This is a genomic window from Mycobacterium sp., from assembly GCF_035570115.1.
GTDB lineage: Bacteria > Actinomycetota > Actinomycetes > Mycobacteriales > Mycobacteriaceae > Mycobacterium.
In genome coordinates this window covers 1-22692 of the sequence record NZ_DATMLH010000101.1, presented here as the reverse complement: position 1 = coordinate 22692, position 22692 = coordinate 1, and the positions used below count along the sequence as shown (strand labels likewise).

Genomic DNA, 22692 nt, shown 5'->3' with positions numbered 1-22692 from the left:
CCGGCACCTCAATCAAACAAGGCGAACTGGTGGTGGTGTACGTCGCCGCGGCCAACCGGGACCCGGCCGTGTTCGCCGACCCGAACTGTTTCCACATCGAACGCGACAATGCCGGTAAACATCTGGCGTTCTCCGGTGGTCGGCATTTCTGCCTGGGAGCGGCCCTGGCCCGCGCCGAAGGCGAAGTGGGACTGCGAGCATTTTTCGACCGCTTCCCCGACGTGCGGTCTGCCGGCGCGGGCAGCCGCCGTGACACCCGAGTTCTGCATGGTTGGTCGACGCTGCCGGTAGCGCTGGGTCCGGCGCGGTCGATGGCCACCCGCTAGGCCAGGTGGTGACCGAACCAATCCAGCACCCGGCCCCAGGCATCGGCTGCGGCGGCAGCGTTGTACCGCGGTCCGGTGTCGTTGAAAAATGCATGGTCGGCATTGGGTTCAACGACGATGTCGTTGATCAAGTCGGCGCGGTCGAGGGCGGCTTTGGCCGCCGCCTTGGAGCTTGTGACACGGGTGTCGAGGGCCCCGTAGAGCGCCAGCACGGCGGCCCTGGAAGCGGCGAAATCGGGGTTGTCCGGCAGCGGTCCGTAGAAGGGCACCGCGGCCGACAGGTCCGGCACGCCGGAAGCCAGCAATCGCCATACCAGTCCGCCGCCGAAGCAAAAACCGACGACGGCGATTTTCCGGCCCGGAACGCGCATCTGCAGTTCGGTGACACCGGAATTCAGGTCCGCGATAAAGCGATCCGGCTGAACGGCGCTCAATGCCGCTGTGGCCTGGGCAGGGTCCGCGAAGTGCCCGGTGCCGCCCTCCTCGGACAGCAGGTCGATGGCCAACGCGGAATAGCCGGCACCGGCAAAACGTGCGGCCACCGACCGCACCCAATCGTTCAGACCCTTGTTCTCGTGGATGACCAACACCCCGCGACGCGCGTTGTGGGATTGCGCCCAAGCGCCCAGAAGCTGTCCGTGTGGCCCGGCCCAGGAGATCGGTTCGGTCGGTAGCGCCCGGTCCATCCCCGGTGCCGGCGTCCCCGTCGCGCCCGATGACCCGGCAGGACGCGGTGGTTGCCGGTCGCCGCAGGCGGCGATTAATGCGGCCGCGGCCCCGCTACCCAGACCGAGCAGCGCCAGCCGGCGCAAGGCTTCGCGTCGCGTCAGCAGGCCGTCGACGTGGTCGGTGGCAATCTCTTCGGCGATGTATTGGCGTAGCGAGGGCACCTTGGGGAGTATGCGCCGGAAACCGCCGTGCCGCGCGGCGGTCGCTGCGACCGAGTTCAGCTGAAGCTGTTCGGGTCAGCCACCGGGATGAGCAGATGCGACGGGGTCGGTCCGCCCTGATGGAGCTGGTAGCTGCCGCCGGTTAAGGCGCGGCGCGCAGGCTTGGTCGGGACCAGGTGTGGGAAGTCGTAGGTGGTCACCGTGAGACACAGCCGGTGGCCCGGCTCGAGAAATGCAGCGGTCGGGAAGATCTCGACGTCGTAGCGGGTCAGTTCGCCGGGAACCACCGGCTTTACCGCCGATCGGGTGCTGAAATGATGCGGCCGCAGGACGGTGCCGTCGGACAGGTACCAGGTCCGATCCGGATCCAGCGTGCGGTGCGAACCGAGCAGAGCGCCCTCCGTCAACCCCCACCTCCTGCGTGCTTTGTTGACAACGTGTTCGGCAGCCCGGTTCTATGACATCCCATGCCGGTTGACGACGCGGTACCCGGGCTGTGGCGCGCCCTATCGCGACGGGACTGGGACGCAGTCAAGACGTTCCTGTCGGCGGACTGCATCTATGTGGACATGCCGGTCGGACCGACCCTGGCGGCGCGTGGTCCCGACGACATCGTCAAGCGACTCAAGGTCGGACTCGAACCGCTGGCGGGCTATGAGAACCACGACGGAGTGCTGGTGTCTACCGGTGCCGACGTCATGTACGAGCATTCCGAGACCTGGCGGTGGTCGACCGGTGAGACCGCTCTGCTGCGATTCGTGTCGGTGCACCGCGTCGAAGACGGCAAAGTGACGCTGTGGAAAGACTATTGGGACATGGGCAGCATGACCGCTCAGGCCCCGCCGACCTGGTTAGAGGACCTGGCGACGGCGGATACGTCGTGGATTTTCGACGCGACGGGACTCATCTGACTGCGTCCCACTTCAGCTAGGCGAGCTCCCCGCTGACTTCAGTTCGACCAGGGGTACACCCACAATGGGGTAAGTCCAAATGTGAGTAGCCACAACAGTGCGCACAAGATCAGGAGCCAGATCGCCTGGGCGAAGAACCGCCTAAACTCGGCCATTAGATCATCATTCCCGTCACCTACTTCGTACCGGATGACGGTGCTCAGCCGATCCAGATCGCCGGCGGTCAGGAACACCCTCTCCCGACCGATCGCCATTAGATACGCGTGGGAGCCATTGGCCCGATCTAGGCGAACGAGGTGCAGCTGATCCCCGTCACTGTCGCGCAGGCCGATGAGACTTGTTAGCTCAGGTTGTCGCACGGTGTTCCCCTTTAGGTTGGGTTGGGACTTCCTGTGGTTGGAACTCTATCTCCCCCGCCGATTGCGCACCATCCTCTGGGCGCCAAAGGTTTTGCGTATCGCAGCGACTCACTGCCGTCAATACGCCGATTGAGAACATGCTGCGCCGCTCTCGCGTTGGACACGCGACTCGCGCAACTCAACCAGAGTGTTCGAGTTCTGTTCGGGCCTGGTCGATTTGGTCGTATGCGTAGGTCGCCATGGCGGCGGTCGTCATCGTTTCACCCTTGCGGGCGAGCGATTCGTAGGTCACCTCGCCGAGGACCTCGCGCAGGTGGGCGATCACGGTGGTGATTTCTGGGACCCCCATTGCGGCGATGGGACTGAGGGCAAAGCCAGCGATGGTGGCCGCGGGTTCGTAGCGTCCGAGCCGGTCGAAAAGAACGGCGAGGAGGGCCAGCGGGCCGCGGATCACGGTGGTGTTGCCCGCATTGTGGAAGATGCGGATCGTCAGAGTGAGGTGATCGAACGCGGCCACGGTGTCGCCGTGTTCGGCTTCGAGTAGGGCCAGAACGTTCGCCAGGACTGACGCGGCGGAGCGGTTGCCGCTGTTTTGAGCGATCACCAGACCCCGACCGACGGCGTTAAGCGCCCCGACGGGATCCACGTCACGGAAAGCGCCACCGTAGGCCCACAGCGCCCACGCGAGCACGGACGGGTTGCCTGTTGCCTCCGCAGCCTCGATGAGACCATCCGCGGAATCCATCGCTTCCCCACCCGAACCGGCCACTGCAAGGGCGGCAACCAGATATGCGCGGATGTAGACGTGGGTGTCGCGGCGGCGTGCGAGCTGGGCGCGGCACCACTCGGCCAAGCGCTCGGGCTGCCCGATGGCTAGGTATACAAGTCCAAGCACGGCTTCGGAGCCGTACGGCAGCGCGTCGCGGCTCCTTTCGAGAACGATCTGCCCGGCGTCGCTGTAGCCGACGGCCGCCTCGATCCGTCCGGTCGTGTAGCACTGTGACGCAATCACGTAGAGGTACGCCAGCCGGGGGTGGTCGACCGCGCGGGCGGGTTCGATCAGCTCTTCGGCCCAGGCGATCGGCTCAAGGGTTTGGACCAAAGCGCCGAACAACCCCGCATAGGTGGCGATCATGGCGGCCGCGTCCAGATCGCCCTGGTCGGCGGCCCACCGAAACGCGGTGCGCAGATTGGCCAGCTCGATAGCGAACCAGTCGTAGGCATCCCGCTGGCGGGGGCTGTCCCACAGGGCCAGGATGTCGGCTTCGCGTCCGGCGAAGTAGCGGGCATGCACTGTGCGGGCTTCGGTCGCGGTCCCGCTGGCGGCGAGTTGTTCCTCGGCGAACTGCCGGATCGTCTCCAGCATCGAAAACCGGGTCCGCCCCGAAGACCGGTCGGCGACCAACAGCGACTTGCGCACCAGGGCATCGAGCAGATCCAGGATGGCGAAGTCATCATCGGAACCCATGACCGCGCAGGCACCTTCGAGGTCAAACCCCCCAGCGAACACCGAACACCGCTCCAGCAGCACCTTCTCTCCGTCATCGAGGTGGTCATAGGACCACGCCACCGCGTGGCGCAGCGTTTGGTGTCGTGCCAGGCCGCGCCGCGATCCGACCAGCAGCCGGAACCGCTGATCGAGACGATCACGCACCTCGCTGGCGGTCATCGACGCCATCCGCGAGGCCGCCAACTCGATGGCTAACGGGATGCCGTCGAGTCTGCGGCAGATTTCCACGACAGCGTCCGCCTCGCCGGGCTGGGCCAGCGCGAAGTCCGACATGACACTGTGGGCACGGTCGACGAAAAGGTTCACGGCGGCGGATTCGGTTCCGGCGTTGATGTCGAGCGACGGGACACGCCATAACTGTTCGTCGCTGACCCCCAATCCTTCGCGGCTGGTCGCGAGAATCGTTACGGTCGCCGAGGCGGCGAGGATTGCCTCGACCAGATCGGCGACACTGTCGACCACGTGCTCGCAGTTGTCGAACACCAGCAACCGCACCCTGCCCTCCAGCGCGGCGGCGACACTCTCGGCCACACTCTTGCCCGGTTGTTGGGTGATGCCCAACACCGCCGCAACGGCGTCGGGTACCGCCGCGGGGTCGGTGACTGCGGCCAGCTCGAAAAACCAGACCCCATCGGGAAACTCATCAGCCAGCCGCGCCGCGACTTCCAGCGCCAGCCGGGTCTTGCCGACCCCACCTACCCCGGTCAGCGTGACCAACCGATGAGCCTTCACCGCGGCGCGCAGCTCGGCGACCTCGGACTCGCGCCCGATGAAGCTCGTCGACGCGGCCCGCAGGTTCCCCGGACTCGCGTCCAGCGCTCGCAACGCAGGAAAGTCCGCCCGCAGGCCCGCCGCTCGGACCTGGAACAGCCCGACCGCGGTGGGCAGATCCCGCAACCGCCGCGGCCCCAAATCCACCAGATCAACCCCACTGAGTAGACCCGCCGTCGACTCGGCCAACAGGATCTGACCACCATGCCCGGCGGCCATCACCCGCGCCGCACGATTCAGCGCCGCACCGAAGTAATCCCCATCGCGCAGCTCCGCTTCGCCGGTCGCCAGTCCCATTCGCACCGGCAACTCCAGTGCCCGCTGCGCAGTCACCGCCGCATCCACCGCCGACTTGGGCGAGGCGAACGCGGCACACACCCCGTCACCGGTGTGCTTGAACAACCAGCCCCCGTGCGCCTGAATCGCTTCGCGCAGCATCTGGTCGTGGGCGGCCAGCGCTACCCGCATCTGCTCCGCGTCGGCTTCCCACCGACGGGTCGAACCCTCAACGTCGGTGAACAGGAACGTCACGACACCCGAAGGAGCGGACACCTCTGCAGAATGTCACAACCAACCCTGTTCCACCTTGAACATCACCGGACGACCCCGACAACAGATCATGAGGCTGCACCGGGACGACCCCCCAGCCCACTCGCCGCGTCCGAGGATCGCGGCTAGGACACGGCGTGGCTCGACCGCCGGTTCCTCCGGGAGTTGTTCGGTCCGCCATCCCACGAAGTTGTCCGGGCGGACTACGAGTGCCCCGTCCGACAGGAGGCCGGTCACCTGCGCCCATTGGACTTGTTCATTGCCGCACTTCTTTTTCCCTAAGTACCGTCTACATCTTCTGAAACGGGTGATCCAGATGGTGATGATGTCATCCGTTTCTCGACTTTGAACGCTCGGGCGAAGCGAATCTCCAAAAGCTCGGTGAGGTCGCCCGCGGCGTGGCGGTCTTCGATAACCGCCCGAAATCGGGTCGCCGTATCTGCGACGTCACCGGCCAGCGAGTAGATAGCCAGAAATCCCGGCTCGCCAGGTTCTGTACTTCGATAGAGCGTCGCCGCGTCGACGCCGTCTACGGCGAGAGCATTACGAAACTGGACCTCCGCGTACCAGGTCATGAACTCCTCAACGCGCTCCTCGTCACGACAACTTGTGAGGGCAACGAAGATGCCGCCGTCATCGGTCATTCGTTCTGCTCCCGTCGCTTCCAACAAATCTCGATGGGCGATCGAGACTCGACCGCGCGGGGGATTACCGCGTCACCCAGCCGTCCGGCAACGATAACCGGCGTGGCGGCGTGGGCAGAAATGGTTCGACATGTCAAGCACCTATCACGCGACGTTTTGTTCGTCGTCAAGTTAACCCGTCAGCGGGTAGTGGGTCAGTTTGACAGCTAGCCGGGTTCAGGTCGTCGGTGGGCGTCGCCGAGTTACGTCCGGTGGGCGTGTCGTAGCGGGGAATCGGCGGTACCTCATTACGCTTATCCGTTGCCCCATGATGAATTTCCCTGACATACGAGCTGCGTTGAAGGGGTGGGACACTGCGCCTACCGCTACTAGTGGTGTGTACGTGCACGGGGTATCGCTCAATGAACGGCGTTGGCACCGGGCAACATTACGCCGACTGAGGTTACGGCGGCGCGATCCCATCCGCCTGGGCTCCTGGCCGGTTGTCGAGGCGATATGTGGGCGACGCGTGCAGCTGGTGTACGCGATGCCGTTCCAGCCCAAAAAAGAAGACAACCCCTGCCCGGAGTGCGCGGAGTTGATGCACTTCTTGCCGTGGGATCCCGAACAACTTCCGGAGCAGGCTCAACGGATCAGACAACGCGTACAGCAGCAGGAGCGCCACACACAAGAGCAGTGGCGGCTTGAGCAAGAGCAGCGAGACGCTTACCGGAAAGCGGAGCGCATTTTGGAAGGTGCTGACGAGTTCTATCAGGAGGACCCGTCGGCCGACCTGATGGAGCTGGTGGAGCGTGCGGATCGGGATGACCCGGATGCCTCCCGTACCGGCTGATGGTTGCTGAAGTCCGGCTAACTCTCGTTGGTCATGGCGGGCAGGCGTTCCCAGTTCCCGATCGTGGGGACGTCGTCGCCTTGCACGTCTATATAGGAAGCCTCCGTCAGAACCGGCGCCGAGAAACTCCGGCCGCCGGCTCGATTTTCAGTGACGCTGACGCCGTAGGCCGCACGGTCGACCTTGACGCTGGGGTCGTCAAGCTTTAGGCGCCACCGCGGTTGGTTCTTGATCGGCGTCAAGAACTCGAGTGCCTCTTCCGCCGTTGGGAATGACTGGCAAAAAAGGGGAAGCGGCTCGTCCCAGCGATAGATCAGGTAGCTGACCGTCCCATACCAGTTTCGATACACCACCCAGTAGCCAAGGTGCGAGGCTAGCTCGCCTAGCTCGGTCACGCCCTGCCTCCTTCCGCCTCGAGAATCGCCGCAAGCCCCGACAATGTTTCCGCCTCCTCGATTGACGCGAGTAGGTCGACGGCAATGTCAGACCCGAGGAGGATGTCGCGTTAGGAGCCCGTGAAGGAGCGGCATGTGCCGCCAAACGCTACAGGACTAGCCTGGTCGACGGGCAATTCATCCCGCTTCCCTGGCTGGCCCGAGGAATTTCAGTGTGTAGGTGTCCTCGCGCCTATCCGGGTCCGCCGCCAGCTCCGCCAATTTCGTCTGTAGCTTGTCCAGCGTCTCCGCGACTTCAAAACTGCAGCCACCGGGACACGCCGGCAGGCTGAAGAAGCCACAGTGAAAGTGGTCTGTCCAGGGACGCCGCACCCCGCCGGGGTCGACGTAGCGGATGGTCGCGTGGGGTAGGTGGGTGATCAGTTCTCCGAGGAAATGATTGTTCTTGCACTGAAGCGTCAGCAGGGCGGAGTTGTGTGGCCCAGAGTCGGTGCTCATGCCCCGACTATCGGCGCAGGGTCCGAAAGCGTTTCGGGAAAACATGGCTTACGTCGAGGCGGGCTGCCCTGGAGTCAGTCGATAGATACGGGCCGAGTTGTCACGAGCAATGAGGTCGACCACGCGGATGGCATCAGCCGCGGTCCAGTCGCCGTCGTTGACGAATCCGCTCAGCACGCGATGAATGCCGTTGCGCCACAACCTTGCACCCAGGTAATGCAGCTCAACCGGGCCGAATCCGTCCGACGAGTAAACGATTTTGCGAAACGGCGCCAGCTCCAATAACCGGGCGATGAATGCCGGTGCGCGGGCGCCCAGGTGGTTGATGCTGAGCCCGCCGTCCAGATAGACGTTGTTGAACGCCTGGGCCAGATAGCCTGCCTCGCGCTCGTACGGGTAGCAGTGCAGCAGCACGATCGGCGTCTCACCGGACTGGCGCAAAAAGTCCAGCAGATACAGCGGATTGGCTTTGTGCAGAGCGCAGTCCCGATCGCCGAAACCAACGTGAAATTGTAACGGCTTACCCACCCGCAGTGCCTGATACAGCCCGAAGCGCAGCAGAACCCGATCCTCTAGCCGCGCGCCGCCGGTGTCGCGCCAACGAGCGGCAGCCCCGGCGACCTCGGCCGCGGATGGCTCGCTGAGATCGCCGTCGAACCCGCCGCGGTAGGCCAGGATGGATTTGATACCCACCGCCGTCGCCGCGCGCCGGCGCAGGATGTCCAAGAACGCCGACGCGTAGTCTCCGGGGGCGTGCACGGCCTGTTCGGCCACCTGCTCGAGGCGCACCACTTCGTGGGCATGGCCACCAGACCACTCGGCGAGTTGTGCGACGTCGGCCACGCCCTTGGCGTACCCGGTGTCCACCAGCCAGTCGCTGACGCCGGCAGCCCGTAGAAAGTTTCGGGCCAGCTCGCCTTCGGTGAACTGGCTGCGACGTTGCCAATATTCGTGTGGGTCAGCGTGTTCGGACAGCCCGAGGAGCGGTGCACAGTGCGCGCGTACCGCGAAGCCGAGTTGTGAGTCGAATCCTGAATCGAAGTCGGCGAGCGGTTGGGTGTTGGCCTCGTTGAGGCCGTTCTCGAACCGCTGCCGGTCCCCCGCGGTCAGCCAGCAACCGTGCATGTGCTGATCGATCAGTGGCACCGCCGCGACGTGGTCTGCCAGAGCCGAGTCGGCGCCGTTGCAGACCGACTCCGCCACCGTCACACGCTCCAGGCCATACGGAATTTGTCCGCCAGTTGCTCACGGTTGAGATGGGCGTACTGTTCGTGCTCGAAGCGGCGGACCGCGGCCACGACATCGACGGCAGGATCACCGAGAATAGCGCGCAACCGCGTCGAATTATCCAGTGTGGCAATCGTTTGAGCCTGCGAGCCGGACAGTCGCAAGATGCCGGCGCGACTACGATCCGAGTCCGACAGCGCTGCCGGGTCCACCTTGGTCTCCGGTGGCAGCACAGCTTTCTCCTTGATTCCGTCCAGTGCCAATCCGAGGATGGCCGCCGTGGCGAGATAAGGGTTGGCCGACGGATCGACGACTTTGACTTCGACGTTGCCTCCGTGCGGGTTACCTGGGCCACCAACGACGAACCGCAACGCGGCTTCTCGATTCTCGGTTCCCCAGCAGGCATACGCGCCGGCCCAGTTGCCGGGACGCAGCCGCAGCCCGGACACGATCGAACCGCACAAAATGCCCTGAGCCTCCGGGAGTGCGCGCAGCACCCCCGCCACCGCGTTCTCGCCCTTGCTCGTCATCCCGCGGACGCCTGTGCCATCTGAAAACAGCGGTCCGGCCGAGTTGGTCAACGAGAAATGCTGGTGCGCACCGCATCCGACATCGCCGACGAATGGCGCCGGTGACAGGCTAACCCGCAACCCGTAGCGGCGGGCAACGCGCCCGATGATGAGCCGGGTCAGCACCAATTGGTCGGCCGCGGCGACCGGCGATTGCGGCGTCAGTGAAATCTCGAATTGGTTGGCCCCATACTCCGGGTGGAATTGCTCGATGACGAGACCAGACACGGACGCTGCCGCGGTGACATCGCGAACGAAAGCCTCGTGTTCGAGTACACCGGCCAGACCGTACTGCGCCCACAGCGTCGAGGGCAGCCGATGGCCGTCGGGATTGACCAGCAGGAATTCGATCTCGTGGCCGACCATCGCCTCGATGCCGGCTCCGGCGAGAGCCGCCTCGATCCGGCCCAGGGTCCCGCGACTGCAGGCGAGCACGGGTGTGCCGTCCTGCTCGAAGAATGAGCAAGGCGCCCAGGCCAGTCCGTCGCCGACGATGCGCAACGCGGCCAGGTCAATCCGGATGCGCTGATCACCGACGACGCCGATGTGTTCGGTGAACGCGACGCCGGTCTGGTCGATGGCAAAGCCATGCCAGACCCGGCTGGCGCCCAGGCCGGGATCAGCGAATGCGTTGGTCCGGCGTATCGGTACGGTTTTGGCTTGGGTGAGCCCCGCCGGATTCACCGTCGTGCCGATGATCGCGCCTACCCCCTCGGCCTCGAGTTGGGCGATCGCGGCGGCGGCGAGTGGTGTAGTCGTCATCTGCCGGGCGGGCCCGGTGGATCAGACCCGACTCGGCAGCGTCAGCTGGCAGGTCTGGCCGATGTCCAGCGTCCGCAGCACCCGCCCCATTCCGATCCACAGCGCGCACGACAACGCCAGGTCGGCGAGTAACTCTTCGGAAAAGTACTCGCGGCAGCGATTCCAGAAATCTTCGTCGTCGCGCAGCACCGTGTGCTCGGTGGCGAATCGGTCGGCGAACTCGGCGGCCAATCGCTCCTGATCGCTGTATCCCGGCCAGGTGCGCCACTCGCGCGCGTGCTCGTACAACTCTTCATCGACACCGGCGGCGGGTCCGTCGCCGTCGCGGGTGTTGACGCACACTTCGCATTCGTTGTCGTGGGCGATGACCATCCGCGCGAGTTCGCGAGTACGCATCGGCAACCGGTTGCGGTTATAGACCGCGTTGGCGAACGCGCCGATCGCGCCGCCCAGATCGGGAGACTTCAGGATCCAGCCGGCGAGGTCGTCGTCAGGGAATGTTCCGATTCGGCTCATGGCGAGATGGTACGCCCGAAGCCGCGACGGGAAGCCGTTCCGTGGCTTCCCTATCAGCGGCGGACAACCGCAATCGATCGTCATCCCAGTCGGGTTGACCGACGATCCGGTAGGCGATCCGATCGAGCGCGGTTTGCACCTGCGCGCGGTCGGGTCGGCCCTGGAAGCTGGGCGACCGGGTGAGCTTGTCGACGATCCATTCCCGGATCAGCGTGGTGATGAAGTCGACCTGCCGTGCTCCGGACGGGGTGAGCGACAGTCGATCCACGTCACGTTGCGCGTAACCGCCGCGGACCAGGCGATCGAAGGTGGGTTCGAGGACTTCGTACGGTATGCCCAACTGATCACCGATATCCGTGATCCGGGCTCGTCCGAACGCCCGTTGATAGCGGTTGATTCGCAGCAGCGCCCACAATTCCGCGACGTCGAGGGGGCAATCGGGCCGCATGGCGATGCTACGCAGCCGCATCCCCGGTTCACCCCGCAACAGGCGCCCGATCGCCGTCTCCAACATCTCATCCGGCGACTGGGCGGTCGGCATCGCGAACCCGTCGCCCAAGTCGGCGGCGGCGTTGCCGATTTCCCGCAACGGCACCTCGGGAAGAAACAGCGCCACGACGAGCCCGACCAGCGCGACCGGGACCGCCCACAAGAACACTCCGGTGAGCGACGTGGCATACGCGTCGACGATCGGCGCGGCCATGGCATGAGGTAATCGGTGCAGGGCCTCCGGCGAATTCGTAGCTGCCGGCGGTGCGCCGCTGGCCGCGATCGCCGGACCGATGCGCCCGCGCAGGAAGTTGGTGAACAGCGATCCGAATATCGCGGCGCCGAACGAACTGCCGATGGTGCGGAAAAACGTCACGCCCGAGGTGGCAACACCGAGGTCTTCGAAGCTCGAGGTGCTCTGCACGATGAGGACCAGCACCTGCATGCATAGCCCGATACCCGCACCCAGGAGGAACAGGTAAAGCGACTGCAGCAGCGGCGATGTGGACGGGTTCATCCGCGACATCAGCAGAAAAGCGACCGCCATCACCGCCGTCCCGGCGACCGGGAAGACCTTGTATCGGCCCGTCCGACCGACGAGGACACCACTGCCCATCGACGTCGAGAGCATCCCCACCACCATCGGCAGTGTGCGCAGTCCCGAAGTTGTCGCCGAGACACCGTCGACGAACTGCATATAGGTCGGCAGAAAGGTCAGCGCCCCCAACATGGCGAACCCGACCACGAACGAGAGCACGCAGCACACGGTGAACACCGGACTACCGAAGAGCCGGGTCGGCAGGATCGGCGCCGCGACACGGCTCTCGACCCAGACGAAAATGCCCAGCGCCAACGTGGAGCCGGCGAACAGCCCAATGATCGTTGCCGATTTCCACGGGTAGGTCGTGCCGCCCCAGCTGGTCGCCAGGGTCAATCCGGTTGCGCCCAGGCCGACGAGCAGGATCCCGGTGTAGTCGATGACCGGTTTGGCGCGCCCGGCCAGCGACGGGATCGCAGCAGCCGCAACGAAGAACACCACGATCGACACCGGCACGTTGATGTAGAACGCCCACCGCCAACTGAGATGGTCGGTGAAATAGCCGCCCAGCAGTGGGCCGATCACGGTAGTCACGCCGAACACCGCGCCCAGGGCGCCCTGGTAGCGGCCGCGGTCCCGCAGCGGGATGATTTCGCCGATCAGCGCGGTGGCCGTGACGGTGATGGCGCCGCCACCGAGCCCCTGCAATGCCCGGGCGCCCACCAGCATCGCCATTGACTGCGAAATCCCGCACAGCGCCGATCCGACGACAAAGAACGCCACGGCGGCCTGGAACACCCGCTTGCGGCCGAACAGGTCGCCGAGTCTGCCGGCCAGCGCGGTGATGATCGTCGAGGCCAGCAGGTAGCTGGTGACCACCCAGGACTGATGGCCGGCGTCGCCCAGGTCGGCGACGATCGTCGGCAGTGCTGTGGCGACGATGGTTTGGTCGAGCGCCGCCATCAGCATTCCCAGCATGATCGCCAGGAATACGAAATTGCGTCGTTGCGGACTGATCAGGGTGCTGCCGGATTCGGCGTCCGGCGTGGCAGCGGTGTGCGCCGTCATGCCTGCCTTCCCCCGTCAGCGTGAGTGGGCCCTAGTGCCCGGCTTGTCCTGTGGTCGGCGGTCGCGAGACGCACTGAGCCGAGTAGAGCTCCTCGCCGAGCTTGTCCATCAACTGGAGCTGCGTTTCCAGGTAGTCGATGTGATTTTCCTCGTCGGCCACAATCCCCTCGAGCAGGTTGGCACTGGTGGTGTCCTGCTTCTCACGGCACATGATGATGCCCGGTTTGAGCCGGTTCAGCACGTCGTATTCGATCGCCAGGTCGGCCTCGAACTGCTCGCGCAACGTCTGCCCGATGCGTAGCGAAAACAGGCGTTGATAGTTCGGCAGGCCCTCCAGCAACAAGATGCGATCGGTGATCGCCTCAGCGTGCCGCATCTCGTCGAACGACTCGGCGCGGGTGTGGCCCGCCACCTCGGTGAATCCCCAGTTCTCCTGCATCTTCGAGTGCAGGAAGTACTGATTGATCGCGGTGAGTTCGCTGGTCAACTGTTCGTTGAGAAGGCGCAAAACATCAGGATCGCCTTGCATGATCGCTCCTCGTTTCTTCGCTGGCTGGTCTTGGACTCGAGGCGACTAACGGTGGGTTGGGCTGGAACGCCACCGCTTGCCCAGGTCAAATCTAGTCCAGCGCAGGACCGACGGCGTACTGATTCGCGTGGCGTCGGCGCGTCGCCGTCCCACGGGGCCGTCAGCCGGGTGCGGCCAGGTATCGAGGCCGAATGGCCTGGTCACAACGGCCAGTAAGTTAGGTTAGCCTTTGCGAACCAAGTTAGGTTAGACTCCACTAACATGCGGCCTGGTTGGTGCGGTGAGCCTACGACGCTCCGCCGGTTTGGTAGCCACGAACAAGGACGCCGATCGGGTGTGGACTCCTCGGCTAGGGCTTGCTGATGTACGTATGCCTGTGTGTTGGCGCGACAAGTCAGACCGTGTCTGATGCCGTCGCCGGCGGGGCGTCGACTTCCAAAGAGGTTGCGGCGGCGTGCGGGGCCGGCACCGACTGTGGCCGTTGCCGGCGCACGCTACGGTCAATCATCGCGGCGGCCGCGCGGTTGGAAACCAGCGGGTCGCGGTAGCCGCCGTCTTCGAAAGTCAAAGCGATCAGTTGCCCCGCCGGCCGGTGAAATCGGCAAGGGCCTGCGCGTTTGCCTGACCGCCCATCAGCTCGGCGAAATGGGCATTCTCCCGAGCGGTCGCCGCCGCGATTTCGGGACGAGTCGGTTCGACGATGGTCTGCTTGACGGCTATCAAGCTCGAAATCGGCCGACAGGCAAGGATTTCGGCATGTCGGCGGGCGTCCGCCATCAGCTCGGAAGGCTCACACACCTTCCAGACCAGACCCATCCGCAGCGCCTCTTCGGCGGTCACCCACTCCGAGGACATCAACAGCCAGGCGGCGTTTTGCCGGCCCATCAACTGCGGCAACAGATATGACGACGCCGCTTCCGGCGCGACGCCCAAGCTGGTGAACGGGCATTTCAGCCGAGCCGTCGACGACATGAACGCCAGATCCGCATAGCCGAGGATGGTGGTGCCAATCCCGACGCCGACGCCGTTCACCGCGCAGATCAGCGGCTTGGGAAACCGGCTCAGCGCGTCGATCATCGTAATGAAGTGCGATGCCTGGCCGGCCAATTGCGGGTCGGTGATACGCGCTTGCATCTCTTTGAGGTCGTTGCCCGCGCTGAAGGCTCGTCCTGCGCCGGTCAACAGCACCACGGCGACCTCGGGGTCGTCGGCGGCGGCCGTCAGCGCCTCGGCGGTCACTTCGTAGAGCGCCTCGTTGAATGCGTTGAGCGCCTCGGGCCTGTTCAGGGTGAGCGTGCGTACCCGGTTGGCGTCTTCGCTCTGCAGTATCACGTGTCTCCTCACGTCTGGAACGGTGTTTTCAGCACGTAACGGCTAGTCGGCACGGTGTCGATGTTCTCGTTGGCGCCGAAAGCGGATGTGCTGGCCACCATCCGGCTCAGTCGCTGCTGCAGGTCGCGATCATCTGCGGCGCCGAAAAAGGCCTTCAGGTCGGTGATCGCCTCGGCCGGGAACAGTTCCTCGACGATGCCTGCCAGTTCCGGCGCGTCCGGTGTGAGCGAGCGCACCACGGCGTTCTGGGTGTAGCCGAAGGTGGACTGCGTCTCGATCGCCACCGTCGTGTGCTCGAGTTGCCAGCGGCGCAACCAGCTCGCCTGGTCCAGCTCAGCAGGCCGGCGCAACAATGCGATGTTAGCCAAACCCGTTGTGCGGCTGCCTAGTTCAATCGGAGCCTGCAACGGAACCGATTCGGTGACCAGATAAGCCGCAACCGAACCGCACTCCATCTCGAGCAGGCGCAGAGCCGCCGCGATCTGATCGCCGTAACACTGCTGGGTCCACATGCTCACTACCGCAGCGACCGGGGGGTCGAGCGTCGTCAGCGTCATCAGCGAATGACGCACCGCCGCGTCACGGACATTGACGGCCAAACCGGAGACGCCCAGCCGAAGAATGGCATCGGCGACCGGTCCGCGTTGCCGTTGGCACCAGTCCTCGTCGCGGTCGGCCGCCATCAGCACCGCAACTACCTTTTCCATGAGCAGAAACTAGAACACGTTCATGTTGCCGCAACTACCGGGCCGGGCGGACCTGCTGATCTCTGCCGACCAGCTCGCCGATCAACTGTGCAAGCTGCCGGTAGGACGCTTCTCGGCCGCTGGATGACCGAAATACCAACCCGATCCGCCGGCCAGGACGAGGCGCGGCGAAGTACGCCAGATCGAGACGGCTGCGCGCGGTCTCAACGGGCACCGCGCTCTGCGGGATCAATGTCACGCCCAGCCCGCCGGTCACACATTGCACCGCCGTCGCCAGCGACGCCGCCCGGGTGTTGGCCAACTCGGCGCGTACGCCCGCCATCCGGCAGACGTCGAGCGCCTGATCGCGAAGGCAGTGTCCCTCGTCGAGCAACAGCAACGGCAACTCCGCCAGCGCGGTCGGCGACACTCGTCGCTTGCCCGCCAGCGGGTGCCCCGGCGGCAGCGCAAGTACGAAATCTTCGTCATAAACTGGGATTTCGGTGATGCCGCCGGCCTCGGCGGGTAAGGCGATCAGTGCTGCGTCCAGGGATCCCTCGCGCAGCCCGGTGAGCAGCCGCTCGGTCTGGTCTTCGATCACTCGCAAGCTCAGCGTGGGCAGTCGTTCGGCCAGCCCCGCCAGCAGGGTCGGCAGCACGTATGGTGCCACCGTCGGGATCAGTCCCAGCCGGATGCCGCCCTGCAGCGGATCAGAGGCCCCAGCGCCCGCGGCGGTGAACGCGGTCATCGCCTCGATCACCGCTTGCGCCCGGGGCAGCAGCTGTCTGCCTTCTTCCGTCAGGAAAACTCGCCGAGTCGACCGCTCGACCAGGTTGACTCCGAGACCGGTCTCCAGCGCGGACAGGGCTTGTGACAGCGTCGACTGGCTTACGGCGAGAGTTGTTGCGGCGCTACCGAAATGTTGCTTTTCGGCGACGGCTACGAACGCGCGGAGCCCAGCCATCGTCGGCTGATAACTCTTATCGGTCATACCGATCAATATAGTGGGACATATCACCTTTAATTCTAAGTTGGGTCGCGGCAGTATGGAGTCAGGCAAAACTTGACCCAATCCAATCTTCGTAAAGGAGTGACATGGCACTGTTGACCATCGGTGACCAGTTCCCGGCCTACCGGTTGACCGCGCTGATCGGTGGCGACCTGTCCGAGGTCGACGCGCAGCAGCCCGGCGACTACTTCACCACTATTTCCAGCGGTGACCACCCGGGCAAGTGGCGGGTGGTGTTCTTCTGGCCGAAGGACTTTACCTTCGTGTGCCCGACCGAAATCGCCGCGTTCGGCAAGCTCAACGACGAGTTCGAGGACCGCGACACGCAGGTTCTCGGCGTCTCGGTGGACAGCGAGTTCGTGCACTTCCAGTGGCGTGCTCAGCACGAGGACCTCAAAAAGCTACCGTTCCCGATGCTTTCGGACATCAAGCGGGAACTCGTCGAAGCCACCGGCGCGCTCAACGACGAGGGCGTCGCCGATCGGGTCACGTTCATCGTCGATCCCAACAACGAAATCCAATTCGTTTCAGTGACCGCCGGCTCAGTGGGCCGTAACGTCGACGAGGTGCTGCGGGTGCTCGATGCCCTGCAATCCGACGAACTGTGCGCCTGCAACTGGCGCAAGGGTGACCCCACGATCGACGCCGGCGAAGAGTTGAGGAAGTCAGCCTAATGAGCCTCGAGAATCTGAAGGACGCACTGCCCGAATACGCCAAGGACCTCAAGCTCAACCTCGGCTCGATCAGCCGCAGCACCGTGCTGAACGAGGAGCAGCTGTGGGGCACCTTATTGGCCAGCGCGGCGGCGACGCGGAATACCCAGGTGCTGGTCGAGATTGGCGCCGAGGCGGCTGACCAGCTGTCGTCCGAGGCGTATCAGGCGGCGCTCGGTGCCGCGTCGATCATGGGTATGAACAACGTGTTCTATCGTGGCCGCGGCTTCCTTGACGGCAAATACGACGACCTGCGGCCGGGGCTGCGGATGAACATCATCGGCAACCCGGGCGTGGACAAAGCGAATTTCGAGCTGTGGTCGTTTGCGGTGTCGTCGATCAACGGATGCTCGCACTGCATGGTTGCCCACGAACACACCCTGCGCGAGGCCGGCGTCGATCGGGAAGCCATCCTCGAGGCTCTGAAGATTGCCGCCATTGTCTCCGGCGTCGCGCAGGCGATCACGACTGCCGAAACATTGGCCGTTGCCGGCTAGACACCGCCCGTAGACTTCGGGTCTGTGGGCTTGAGCGAGGTCGATCTGCAACGTCTGCATCGCTGTGTCGAACTTGCCCGCACCGCACTCGAGAACGGGCACGGGCCATTCGGCGCGATCCTGGTCGACGCCAAAGGCCGGACCGTCTATGAGGACCACAACCGGATCACCGACGACGACCAGACATTGCATGCGGAGATGGGGATCGTCCGTTGGGCGGTGGCGAATTTGGCTCCGGTGCATCGCATTCGGGCCACTGTGTACACGTCATGTGAGCAGTGTCCGATGTGTGCGGCCGCACACGCCTGGGCCGGTCTCGGGCGCATCGTCTACGCCACGTCGAACGCCCAGCTGACTCAATGGCTGACCGAGTGGCAGGTGCCCACACCGGTGGCCATGCTGCCGATCAACACGATCGTGCCCAGAGCGATCGCCGACGGCCCGGTGCCCGAACTCGAAGCGGAGATGAAATCTCTCTACGAAGCCAGGTATCGGAAGTGACGGTGCCGTCCTGGGTCCGGCATGTGATCTGGTGGCATGTCTACCCCCTGGGGTTCGTCGGTGCCTTCCCGGCCGCTGCACCTCCGGATCCGGGTGAACACCGGCTGCGGCGGATCGCCGATTGGTTCGACCACGCCATCCGGCTCGGTGCGTCGGGGATCGCGCTGGGACCGATCTTCGCCTCGCGCACACACGGTTACGACACCACCGATCATTATCGTATCGATCCCCGCCTCGGCGACGACGATGATTTCGACTACCTCGTCGGCGAGGCACATCGCCGGGGCTTGCGGGTGCTGCTCGACGGCGTGTTCAACCACGTCGGTGTCGACTTTCCGCGCTACCGCGAAGCGGAGCACGACGATGCGGCGGCGCGCTGGTTCCGCGGGCGCCCCGGCCGCTTTCACACCTTCGAAGGACACGATGGCCTACCCACGCTGAACCACGACAACCCGGAAATCGCCGACTACACGGCCGACGTCATGGCGCACTGGTTGCGACGAGGAGCTGACGGCTGGCGCCTGGACGCTGCTTACGCTGTTCCACAACAATTTTGGGCCGTCGTCTTGCCGAGAGTGCGGGAACGCCAACCCGATGCGTGGTTCGTCGGAGAACTGATCCATGGCGACTACGCAGCGGTGGTTCGCGAAGCCGGTTTCGACTCCGTCACCCAATACGAACTCTGGAAGGCGATCTGGAGCAGCCTGAACGACGGAAACTTCCACGAGCTGGACTGGGCGTTGCGGCGCCACAACGATTTCGTCCAGAGCTTTCCCCCGCTGACCTTCATCGGCAATCACGACGTCACCCGCATCGCCAGCCAACTCGAGCGTCCCGAACACCTCGCGCACGCCTTGGTAATCCTGATGACCGTGGGTGGCATTCCGAGCATCTACGCCGGCGACGAGCTCGGCTATCACGGAATCAAGGAGGAGCGATTCGGCGGTGATGACGCGGTGCGTCCCGAATTCGGCACTCCCCCAGGGCAATTGGATAAGCACGGGATCCAAGTATGGTCGCTTCATCAGTACCTGATTGGGCTGCGCCGACGGCATTCCTGGCTGCATGCCGCATCGACGACCGCGTTACGACTGGATAACCGCCGTTTCGTATACCGGTCTCGAAACGGCGAACAGGCGTTGATCGTGGCGCTCAACATCGACGACGTCGCACTGGACGTCGTGTTGGGTGAGCTGGGCGTGGACAAGGCACATGTGATCGCCGGCAGTGGCGCGCCGCCGCAGGAAGTCGTCGACGTCGTGTCGATCGAGCCGCATGGCTGGCGGATCCTGCGGCCGAGCTAAGTCCGCAGAGCTAAGTCAGCCGCGCCACCGTCAGCGGATCTTCTTCGCCGTCGTAATACCGCTCGAGCAACTGGACGAAATCCCCGTTGTCCTGGGTCGCACGAGCAAACAACGTCATCGACGAGCGAACTTTCATGTCGTCGGGCGATCCGAAGATCTCGCCGATCGAGCGGCCCTGCACGGCGTTGACCAACCGTGCGCATTCATGCAACCGCGCGCCGAGCAGCTGGTGCCGAAGATACGCGCGGGCCTCGTCGAGTGAGGAGATCGCGTACCTGGCCGCCATCGGGCTGCTGCCCAGTCCGTAGACCTGCGGGAAGATGAACCAGATCCAATGGCTGCGTTTGCGGCCGGCGCGCAACTCGTCGAGGACGGTCGGGTATACCCGCGCCTGCGCATCAACAAAACGCTGCAGATCAAAGGGATCGCTTGCGGATTGCATGTGACCTACCGTGACACAGTGGTCAAAAGGCGGATACCGAAGGTCCGCGATCTCGCGCCGCTAATCCGGTTTCGCAAGCCCCGGTTCGATCGGGTCCAACGCCGGCTCGATGACGCGCAGACCATTCATGATCTGCGGCGCATCGCCAATCGGCGGACACCGAAGGCGGCCTTCGATTACACCGACGGCGCGGCCGAGGACGAGATCTCGCTGGGGCGTGCGCGACAAGCCTTTCGCGACATCGAGTTCCACCCCACGATCCTGCGCGACGTCAGCAGTGTCCAGACCGGATGGGAGGTTCTCGGCCAACCGGTGGCGCTGCCGTTCGCGATCGCGCCGACGGGCTTCACCCGGTTGATGCAGACCGAGGGTGAGATCGCCGGGGCCCGGGTGGCCGCGGCGGCCGGTATCCCGTTCTCGCTGTCCACTCTGGGCACCGCGTCCATCGAAGAAGTGGCGGCTGCCGCTCCGCCGGGTCGCCGGTGGTTTCAGTTGTACATGTGGCGTGATCGGGACCGGTCGATGGCATTGGTGCGACGGGCCGCCGACGCCGGGTTCGACACCCTGCTGGCCACTGTTGACGTCCCGGTTGCCGGTGCGCGGCTGCGCGACGTCCGCAACGGGATGTCGATTCCGCCGGCGTTGACGCTGCGCACCGTGCTCAATGCCGTGCCGCGTCCGCGCTGGTGGTTCGATCTGCTGACCACCGAGCCGCTGGCCTTCGCGTCGCTGGACCGGTGGTCGGGCACCGTCGGCGAATACCTCGACACAATGTTCGACCCCAGCCTCACGTTCGATGATCTGGCCTGGATCAAAGCCCAATGGCCGGGCAAGCTCGTCGTCAAAGGCATTCAGACCCTCGACGACGCGCGGGCCGTCGTCGATCGCGGCGTCGACGGCCTCGTGTTGTCCAATCACGGTGGCCGTCAACTTGATCGGGCTCCGGTGCCATTTCAGCTACTGCCCACCGTCGCGCGTGAGCTCGGCAAAGACACCGAGATCCTGCTGGACACCGGGATCATGTCGGGCGCCGACATCGTCGCCGCGATCGCGCTGGGAGCGCGCTGCACGCTGATCGGCCGGGCCTATCTGTATGGGCTGATGGCCGGCGGCGAGGCGGGGGTTCATCGCGCCGTCGAGATCCTGTCCGGCCAATTGACTCGCACCATGCGGCTACTCGGGGTTACCTGCCTCGAGGAACTCTCGCCCAAGCACGTCACGCAGCTACGGCGGCTGCTGCCGATCCCGCCGTCCTGCTAACCATCGACGGCTACTCCTCGTCGAGGTTGAGCAGGGAAATCACGTCCTTCAAGTGGTCGCAGAGAAAGTTTCTGCACATCGCGGGACGAATGTCGTAGACCGTGCACGCGCCTGTCGGTTTGTCGTAGAACCGGCACGGAATCCACTCCACGTCCGGCAGTACGCGCATTGCCGGGTAGTTCGCAGGTTCTTGCCACGACGGGCGATCGGGGAAGAGTGCCCGTCCCTCGTCGAAGTCAATGAACACTTCTTCGCGTGAGACCTCGCGGCCGAGTCGGCGGCCAAGGTCAGCTAGGAAGGTATCCGCGTCGCGCACGGGCCCCGGGATGAAGTCGCGATCATCAAGCGTGCAGCATCCGCCGGCATTCCCGGGGAAGCCCATGCAGTTTTGGCTGCAGGTATATCCGATGACCTGCAGCCGCAGCGCCTCGCGCGCGATCGCCATGGCTTCGACACTAGCGCCGCCGAGTCCGATGCGACGGAATGGCGACCGGGGGAGCTGTTCGCTCGGCGCTACCTGTCAGTGAACCGAGGCATGCTCGAATGTATGTTCGAGTTAAAGTCGGGTCTGCTGTCGCCGCCGGAGGTGGATCGCGCGGTTCGATGAGATGTTTGAGCGGCGCTCCCCGTCGACGACCGACCAGCCCACCACTGCGATTTGGACCCTACGATCCCCTACGCCAACGGCGGGCCGACACGCGCGTCGAATTTCCAGTGCTACTGCGGCACCCACATGACGTCTGCGACTTTCTCCTTGAAACCCTACTATTCGGCTAGCGCAACCAGCGGCGGCGGAGTGCCGTGGTCTTCCAGAGAAAGGAATCCCAACGTGAAGGCGAGAGTATTGATGGCCACGGTCGGTGGTGCAGCGGCAGCCTTGGCCGCTGGTGTTATGTGGACCGCACCATCGGCCTCGGCTGGTAGCGACTTTTGCAATTCGCTTCCCACCGCCGAGCAAGTTCATGATTGCAGCTGCGGCTCTGACAACGTCCCAGGTACTCCGGAATATCAGCAGTGCCTGCATGGAAATGCGGCTGCGCCCGGACCGGCCAGCTCACCGCCACCCGCGCCGCCCGCGCCACCCGAGCCACCCGCGCCACCCGGCTAATCCCTACCGCGCTTGGCTCGCGACCCCTGCGGGGAACCGCGCGCGTTTTGGTACAACGCCCACCGCCACCTGCCTGTCGTCGTACCGGCCCCACCCGACGGCGGCGAGGAACCACCACCGTTTTGATCGGCTGACTTTGCACGCACGCCTGGTATCGCCGACTACTGGCCGGTCCGACCGCACGTCCTAACGAAGCCGACGATCGAGCCAGGAGCAAAACACTGCGGTTCTACGTCTGCCACGTCAACGGCAGCTCCACCAGCGCTGACCGGCCCGGGATATGTTGCGGCACAAACCCATCCGGCACCGCGCAGTGGTGGATCTGTGCCAGCCATTCCTCCACCAGCACCCGCAGCACAGCCCGGACGAGATGGTTAGCGCGGCAACGATGCTCGCCCGCGCCGAACCCCAGATGCTTACACACCCGCTCGTTCACCTGGTCGCCGCCGTCGCCCTC

24 protein-coding genes and 2 pseudogenes are annotated in these 22692 nt (G+C 64.6%); 9 read left to right on the top strand and 17 right to left on the bottom strand.

Features of this window, described 5'->3' with window-relative positions:
- Positions 1 to 326, top strand: a 326-nt coding sequence (locus VNW74_RS08970) for a cytochrome P450 (RefSeq protein ID WP_325676246.1), incomplete at its 5' end; no start/stop codon positions are given.
- Here the strand turns inward: VNW74_RS08970 and VNW74_RS08965 are convergent.
- Together VNW74_RS08965 and VNW74_RS08960 are read right to left on the bottom strand one after the other, a co-directional pair.
- Positions 323 to 1216, bottom strand: coding sequence for a dienelactone hydrolase family protein (locus VNW74_RS08965; protein ID WP_325676245.1), 894 nt, complete (start codon positions 1214 to 1216; stop codon positions 323 to 325). The genes VNW74_RS08970 and VNW74_RS08965 overlap by 4 nt on opposite strands.
- Positions 1217 to 1272: 56 nt before the next feature.
- Positions 1273 to 1626, bottom strand: a pseudogene (locus VNW74_RS08960) (CocE/NonD family hydrolase C-terminal non-catalytic domain-containing protein); the annotation flags it as partial.
- A gap of 57 nt (positions 1627 to 1683) precedes the next feature.
- On the opposite strand from VNW74_RS08960, the gene VNW74_RS08955 reads away from it, so the two are divergent.
- Positions 1684 to 2127, top strand: coding sequence for a nuclear transport factor 2 family protein (locus VNW74_RS08955; protein WP_325676244.1), 444 nt, complete (start codon positions 1684 to 1686; stop codon positions 2125 to 2127).
- A gap of 537 nt (positions 2128 to 2664) precedes the next feature.
- Here VNW74_RS08955 and VNW74_RS08950 read toward each other — a convergent pair.
- Both VNW74_RS08950 and VNW74_RS08945 read right to left on the bottom strand, forming a co-directional pair.
- The gene (locus VNW74_RS08950; RefSeq protein WP_325676243.1) at positions 2665 to 5319 is read right to left on the bottom strand and encodes an ATP-binding protein; all 2655 of its coding nucleotides are present in this window, start codon (positions 5317 to 5319) and stop codon (positions 2665 to 2667) included.
- Positions 5320 to 5594: 275 nt separating this feature from the next.
- Complete coding sequence (locus VNW74_RS08945; RefSeq protein WP_325676242.1) at positions 5595 to 5960, bottom strand: hypothetical protein; 366 nt, start codon at positions 5958 to 5960, stop codon at positions 5595 to 5597.
- Between the two features lie 508 nt (positions 5961 to 6468).
- Here VNW74_RS08945 and VNW74_RS08940 point away from each other — a divergent pair.
- The gene (locus VNW74_RS08940; protein ID WP_325676241.1) at positions 6469 to 6792 is read left to right on the top strand and encodes a hypothetical protein; all 324 of its coding nucleotides are present in this window, start codon (positions 6469 to 6471) and stop codon (positions 6790 to 6792) included.
- Positions 6793 to 6809: 17 nt separating this feature from the next.
- Here VNW74_RS08940 and VNW74_RS08935 read toward each other — a convergent pair whose 3' ends face one another.
- From VNW74_RS08935 to bfr, 7 genes are all read right to left on the bottom strand, one after another.
- A complete protein-coding gene (locus tag VNW74_RS08935) occupies positions 6810 to 7187 on the bottom strand; it encodes a hypothetical protein (protein WP_325676240.1) in 378 nt (125 codons plus the stop codon).
- A 177-nt stretch (positions 7188 to 7364) separates the two neighbouring features.
- Positions 7365 to 7685: a hypothetical protein gene (locus VNW74_RS08930; RefSeq protein ID WP_325676239.1), complete on the bottom strand. Its 321-nt coding sequence runs from the start codon at positions 7683 to 7685 to the stop codon at positions 7365 to 7367.
- 48 nt (positions 7686 to 7733) lie between these two features.
- Positions 7734 to 8810 carry an amidohydrolase family protein gene (locus tag VNW74_RS08925; protein ID WP_325676248.1) on the bottom strand — a complete coding sequence of 359 codons (1077 nt, stop codon included), beginning with the start codon at positions 8808 to 8810 and terminating at the stop codon, positions 7734 to 7736.
- Between the two features lie 80 nt (positions 8811 to 8890).
- Positions 8891 to 10243, bottom strand: coding sequence for a glutamine synthetase family protein (locus VNW74_RS08920; RefSeq protein WP_325676238.1), 1353 nt, complete (start codon positions 10241 to 10243; stop codon positions 8891 to 8893).
- A gap of 21 nt (positions 10244 to 10264) precedes the next feature.
- Positions 10265 to 10759 carry a carboxymuconolactone decarboxylase family protein gene (locus VNW74_RS08915; protein WP_325676237.1) on the bottom strand — a complete coding sequence of 165 codons (495 nt, stop codon included), beginning with the start codon at positions 10757 to 10759 and terminating at the stop codon, positions 10265 to 10267.
- Positions 10734 to 12854 (bottom strand): MDR family MFS transporter, encoded by a 2121-nt coding sequence (locus VNW74_RS08910; RefSeq protein WP_325676236.1) that lies wholly within the window; start codon positions 12852 to 12854, stop codon positions 10734 to 10736. The genes VNW74_RS08915 and VNW74_RS08910 overlap by 26 nt, the downstream gene beginning before the upstream one ends.
- Positions 12855 to 12885: 31 nt before the next feature.
- Positions 12886 to 13383, bottom strand: a complete 498-nt coding sequence (gene bfr / locus VNW74_RS08905; RefSeq protein WP_325676235.1) for a bacterioferritin — start codon at positions 13381 to 13383, stop codon at positions 12886 to 12888.
- Positions 13384 to 13745: 362 nt separating this feature from the next.
- On the opposite strand from bfr, the gene VNW74_RS08900 reads away from it, so the two are divergent.
- Positions 13746 to 13931, top strand: coding sequence for a (2Fe-2S)-binding protein (locus VNW74_RS08900; protein ID WP_325676234.1), 186 nt, complete (start codon positions 13746 to 13748; stop codon positions 13929 to 13931).
- A 25-nt stretch (positions 13932 to 13956) separates the two neighbouring features.
- Here VNW74_RS08900 and VNW74_RS08895 read toward each other — a convergent pair whose 3' ends face one another.
- From VNW74_RS08895 to VNW74_RS08885, 3 genes are read right to left on the bottom strand one after another with little or no spacing between them, the layout of a single operon-like run.
- Positions 13957 to 14715, bottom strand: a complete 759-nt coding sequence (locus tag VNW74_RS08895; protein ID WP_325676233.1) for an enoyl-CoA hydratase/isomerase family protein — start codon at positions 14713 to 14715, stop codon at positions 13957 to 13959.
- An 8-nt stretch (positions 14716 to 14723) separates the two neighbouring features.
- On the bottom strand, positions 14724 to 15422 hold the full coding sequence (locus VNW74_RS08890; protein ID WP_325676232.1) for a hypothetical protein: 699 nt from the start codon (positions 15420 to 15422) through the stop codon (positions 14724 to 14726).
- Positions 15423 to 15456: 34 nt separating this feature from the next.
- Entirely contained in the window at positions 15457 to 16392 is a 936-nt protein-coding gene (locus VNW74_RS08885; RefSeq protein WP_325676231.1) for a hydrogen peroxide-inducible genes activator, read from the bottom strand.
- Between the two features lie 104 nt (positions 16393 to 16496).
- Here VNW74_RS08885 and VNW74_RS08880 point away from each other — a divergent pair, with 104 nt between their 5' ends.
- Genes VNW74_RS08880 through VNW74_RS08865 form a run of 4 tightly spaced genes read left to right on the top strand, consistent with a single transcriptional unit; the run spans position 16497 to position 19425 of the window.
- Complete coding sequence (locus VNW74_RS08880; RefSeq protein WP_325676230.1) at positions 16497 to 17084, top strand: peroxiredoxin; 588 nt, start codon at positions 16497 to 16499, stop codon at positions 17082 to 17084.
- The gene (locus VNW74_RS08875; RefSeq protein WP_325676229.1) at positions 17084 to 17620 is read left to right on the top strand and encodes an alkyl hydroperoxide reductase; all 537 of its coding nucleotides are present in this window, start codon (positions 17084 to 17086) and stop codon (positions 17618 to 17620) included. Before VNW74_RS08880 ends, VNW74_RS08875 begins: the two co-directional genes overlap by 1 nt.
- A 24-nt stretch (positions 17621 to 17644) precedes the next feature.
- Positions 17645 to 18121 carry a nucleoside deaminase gene (locus VNW74_RS08870; RefSeq protein ID WP_325676228.1) on the top strand — a complete coding sequence of 159 codons (477 nt, stop codon included), beginning with the start codon at positions 17645 to 17647 and terminating at the stop codon, positions 18119 to 18121.
- Positions 18118 to 19425 (top strand): alpha-amylase family glycosyl hydrolase, encoded by a 1308-nt coding sequence (locus VNW74_RS08865; protein ID WP_325676227.1) that lies wholly within the window; start codon positions 18118 to 18120, stop codon positions 19423 to 19425. Before VNW74_RS08870 ends, VNW74_RS08865 begins: the two co-directional genes overlap by 4 nt.
- 10 nt (positions 19426 to 19435) lie before the next feature.
- On the opposite strand, the gene VNW74_RS08860 is transcribed toward VNW74_RS08865, so the two are convergent.
- Positions 19436 to 19867: a DUF1810 domain-containing protein gene (locus tag VNW74_RS08860; protein WP_325676226.1), complete on the bottom strand. Its 432-nt coding sequence runs from the start codon at positions 19865 to 19867 to the stop codon at positions 19436 to 19438.
- Between the two features lie 18 nt (positions 19868 to 19885).
- Between VNW74_RS08860 and VNW74_RS08855 the strand changes: the two genes are divergently transcribed.
- Positions 19886 to 21127: an alpha-hydroxy acid oxidase gene (locus tag VNW74_RS08855; protein WP_325676247.1), complete on the top strand. Its 1242-nt coding sequence runs from the start codon at positions 19886 to 19888 to the stop codon at positions 21125 to 21127.
- 10 nt (positions 21128 to 21137) lie between these two features.
- Here VNW74_RS08855 and VNW74_RS08850 read toward each other — a convergent pair whose 3' ends face one another.
- Positions 21138 to 21572 (bottom strand): hypothetical protein, encoded by a 435-nt coding sequence (locus VNW74_RS08850; protein WP_325676225.1) that lies wholly within the window; start codon positions 21570 to 21572, stop codon positions 21138 to 21140.
- Between the two features lie 892 nt (positions 21573 to 22464).
- Positions 22465 to 22692: pseudogene (locus VNW74_RS08845) on the bottom strand (cytochrome P450); the annotation flags it as partial.

Coding starts and splice junctions, on each gene's coding strand:
- VNW74_RS08955 (WP_325676244.1), top strand. CDS start 1,684: ATGCCGGTTGACGACGCGGTACCCGGGCTGTGGCGCGCCCTATCGCGA.
- VNW74_RS08945 (WP_325676242.1), bottom strand. CDS start 5,960: ATGACCGATGACGGCGGCATCTTCGTTGCCCTCACAAGTTGTCGTGAC.
- VNW74_RS08930 (WP_325676239.1), bottom strand. CDS start 7,685: ATGAGCACCGACTCTGGGCCACACAACTCCGCCCTGCTGACGCTTCAG.
- VNW74_RS08925 (WP_325676248.1), bottom strand. CDS start 8,810: ATGCACGGTTGCTGGCTGACCGCGGGGGACCGGCAGCGGTTCGAGAAC.
- VNW74_RS08920 (WP_325676238.1), bottom strand. CDS start 10,243: ATGACGACTACACCACTCGCCGCCGCCGCGATCGCCCAACTCGAGGCC.
- VNW74_RS08915 (WP_325676237.1), bottom strand. CDS start 10,759: ATGAGCCGAATCGGAACATTCCCTGACGACGACCTCGCCGGCTGGATC.
- VNW74_RS08910 (WP_325676236.1), bottom strand. CDS start 12,854: ATGACGGCGCACACCGCTGCCACGCCGGACGCCGAATCCGGCAGCACC.
- bfr (WP_325676235.1), bottom strand. CDS start 13,383: ATGCAAGGCGATCCTGATGTTTTGCGCCTTCTCAACGAACAGTTGACC.
- VNW74_RS08900 (WP_325676234.1), top strand. CDS start 13,746: ATGTACGTATGCCTGTGTGTTGGCGCGACAAGTCAGACCGTGTCTGAT.
- VNW74_RS08890 (WP_325676232.1), bottom strand. CDS start 15,422: ATGGAAAAGGTAGTTGCGGTGCTGATGGCGGCCGACCGCGACGAGGAC.
- VNW74_RS08885 (WP_325676231.1), bottom strand. CDS start 16,392: ATGACCGATAAGAGTTATCAGCCGACGATGGCTGGGCTCCGCGCGTTC.
- VNW74_RS08880 (WP_325676230.1), top strand. CDS start 16,497: ATGGCACTGTTGACCATCGGTGACCAGTTCCCGGCCTACCGGTTGACC.
- VNW74_RS08875 (WP_325676229.1), top strand. CDS start 17,084: ATGAGCCTCGAGAATCTGAAGGACGCACTGCCCGAATACGCCAAGGAC.
- VNW74_RS08860 (WP_325676226.1), bottom strand. CDS start 19,867: ATGCAATCCGCAAGCGATCCCTTTGATCTGCAGCGTTTTGTTGATGCG.
- VNW74_RS08850 (WP_325676225.1), bottom strand. CDS start 21,572: ATGGCGATCGCGCGCGAGGCGCTGCGGCTGCAGGTCATCGGATATACC.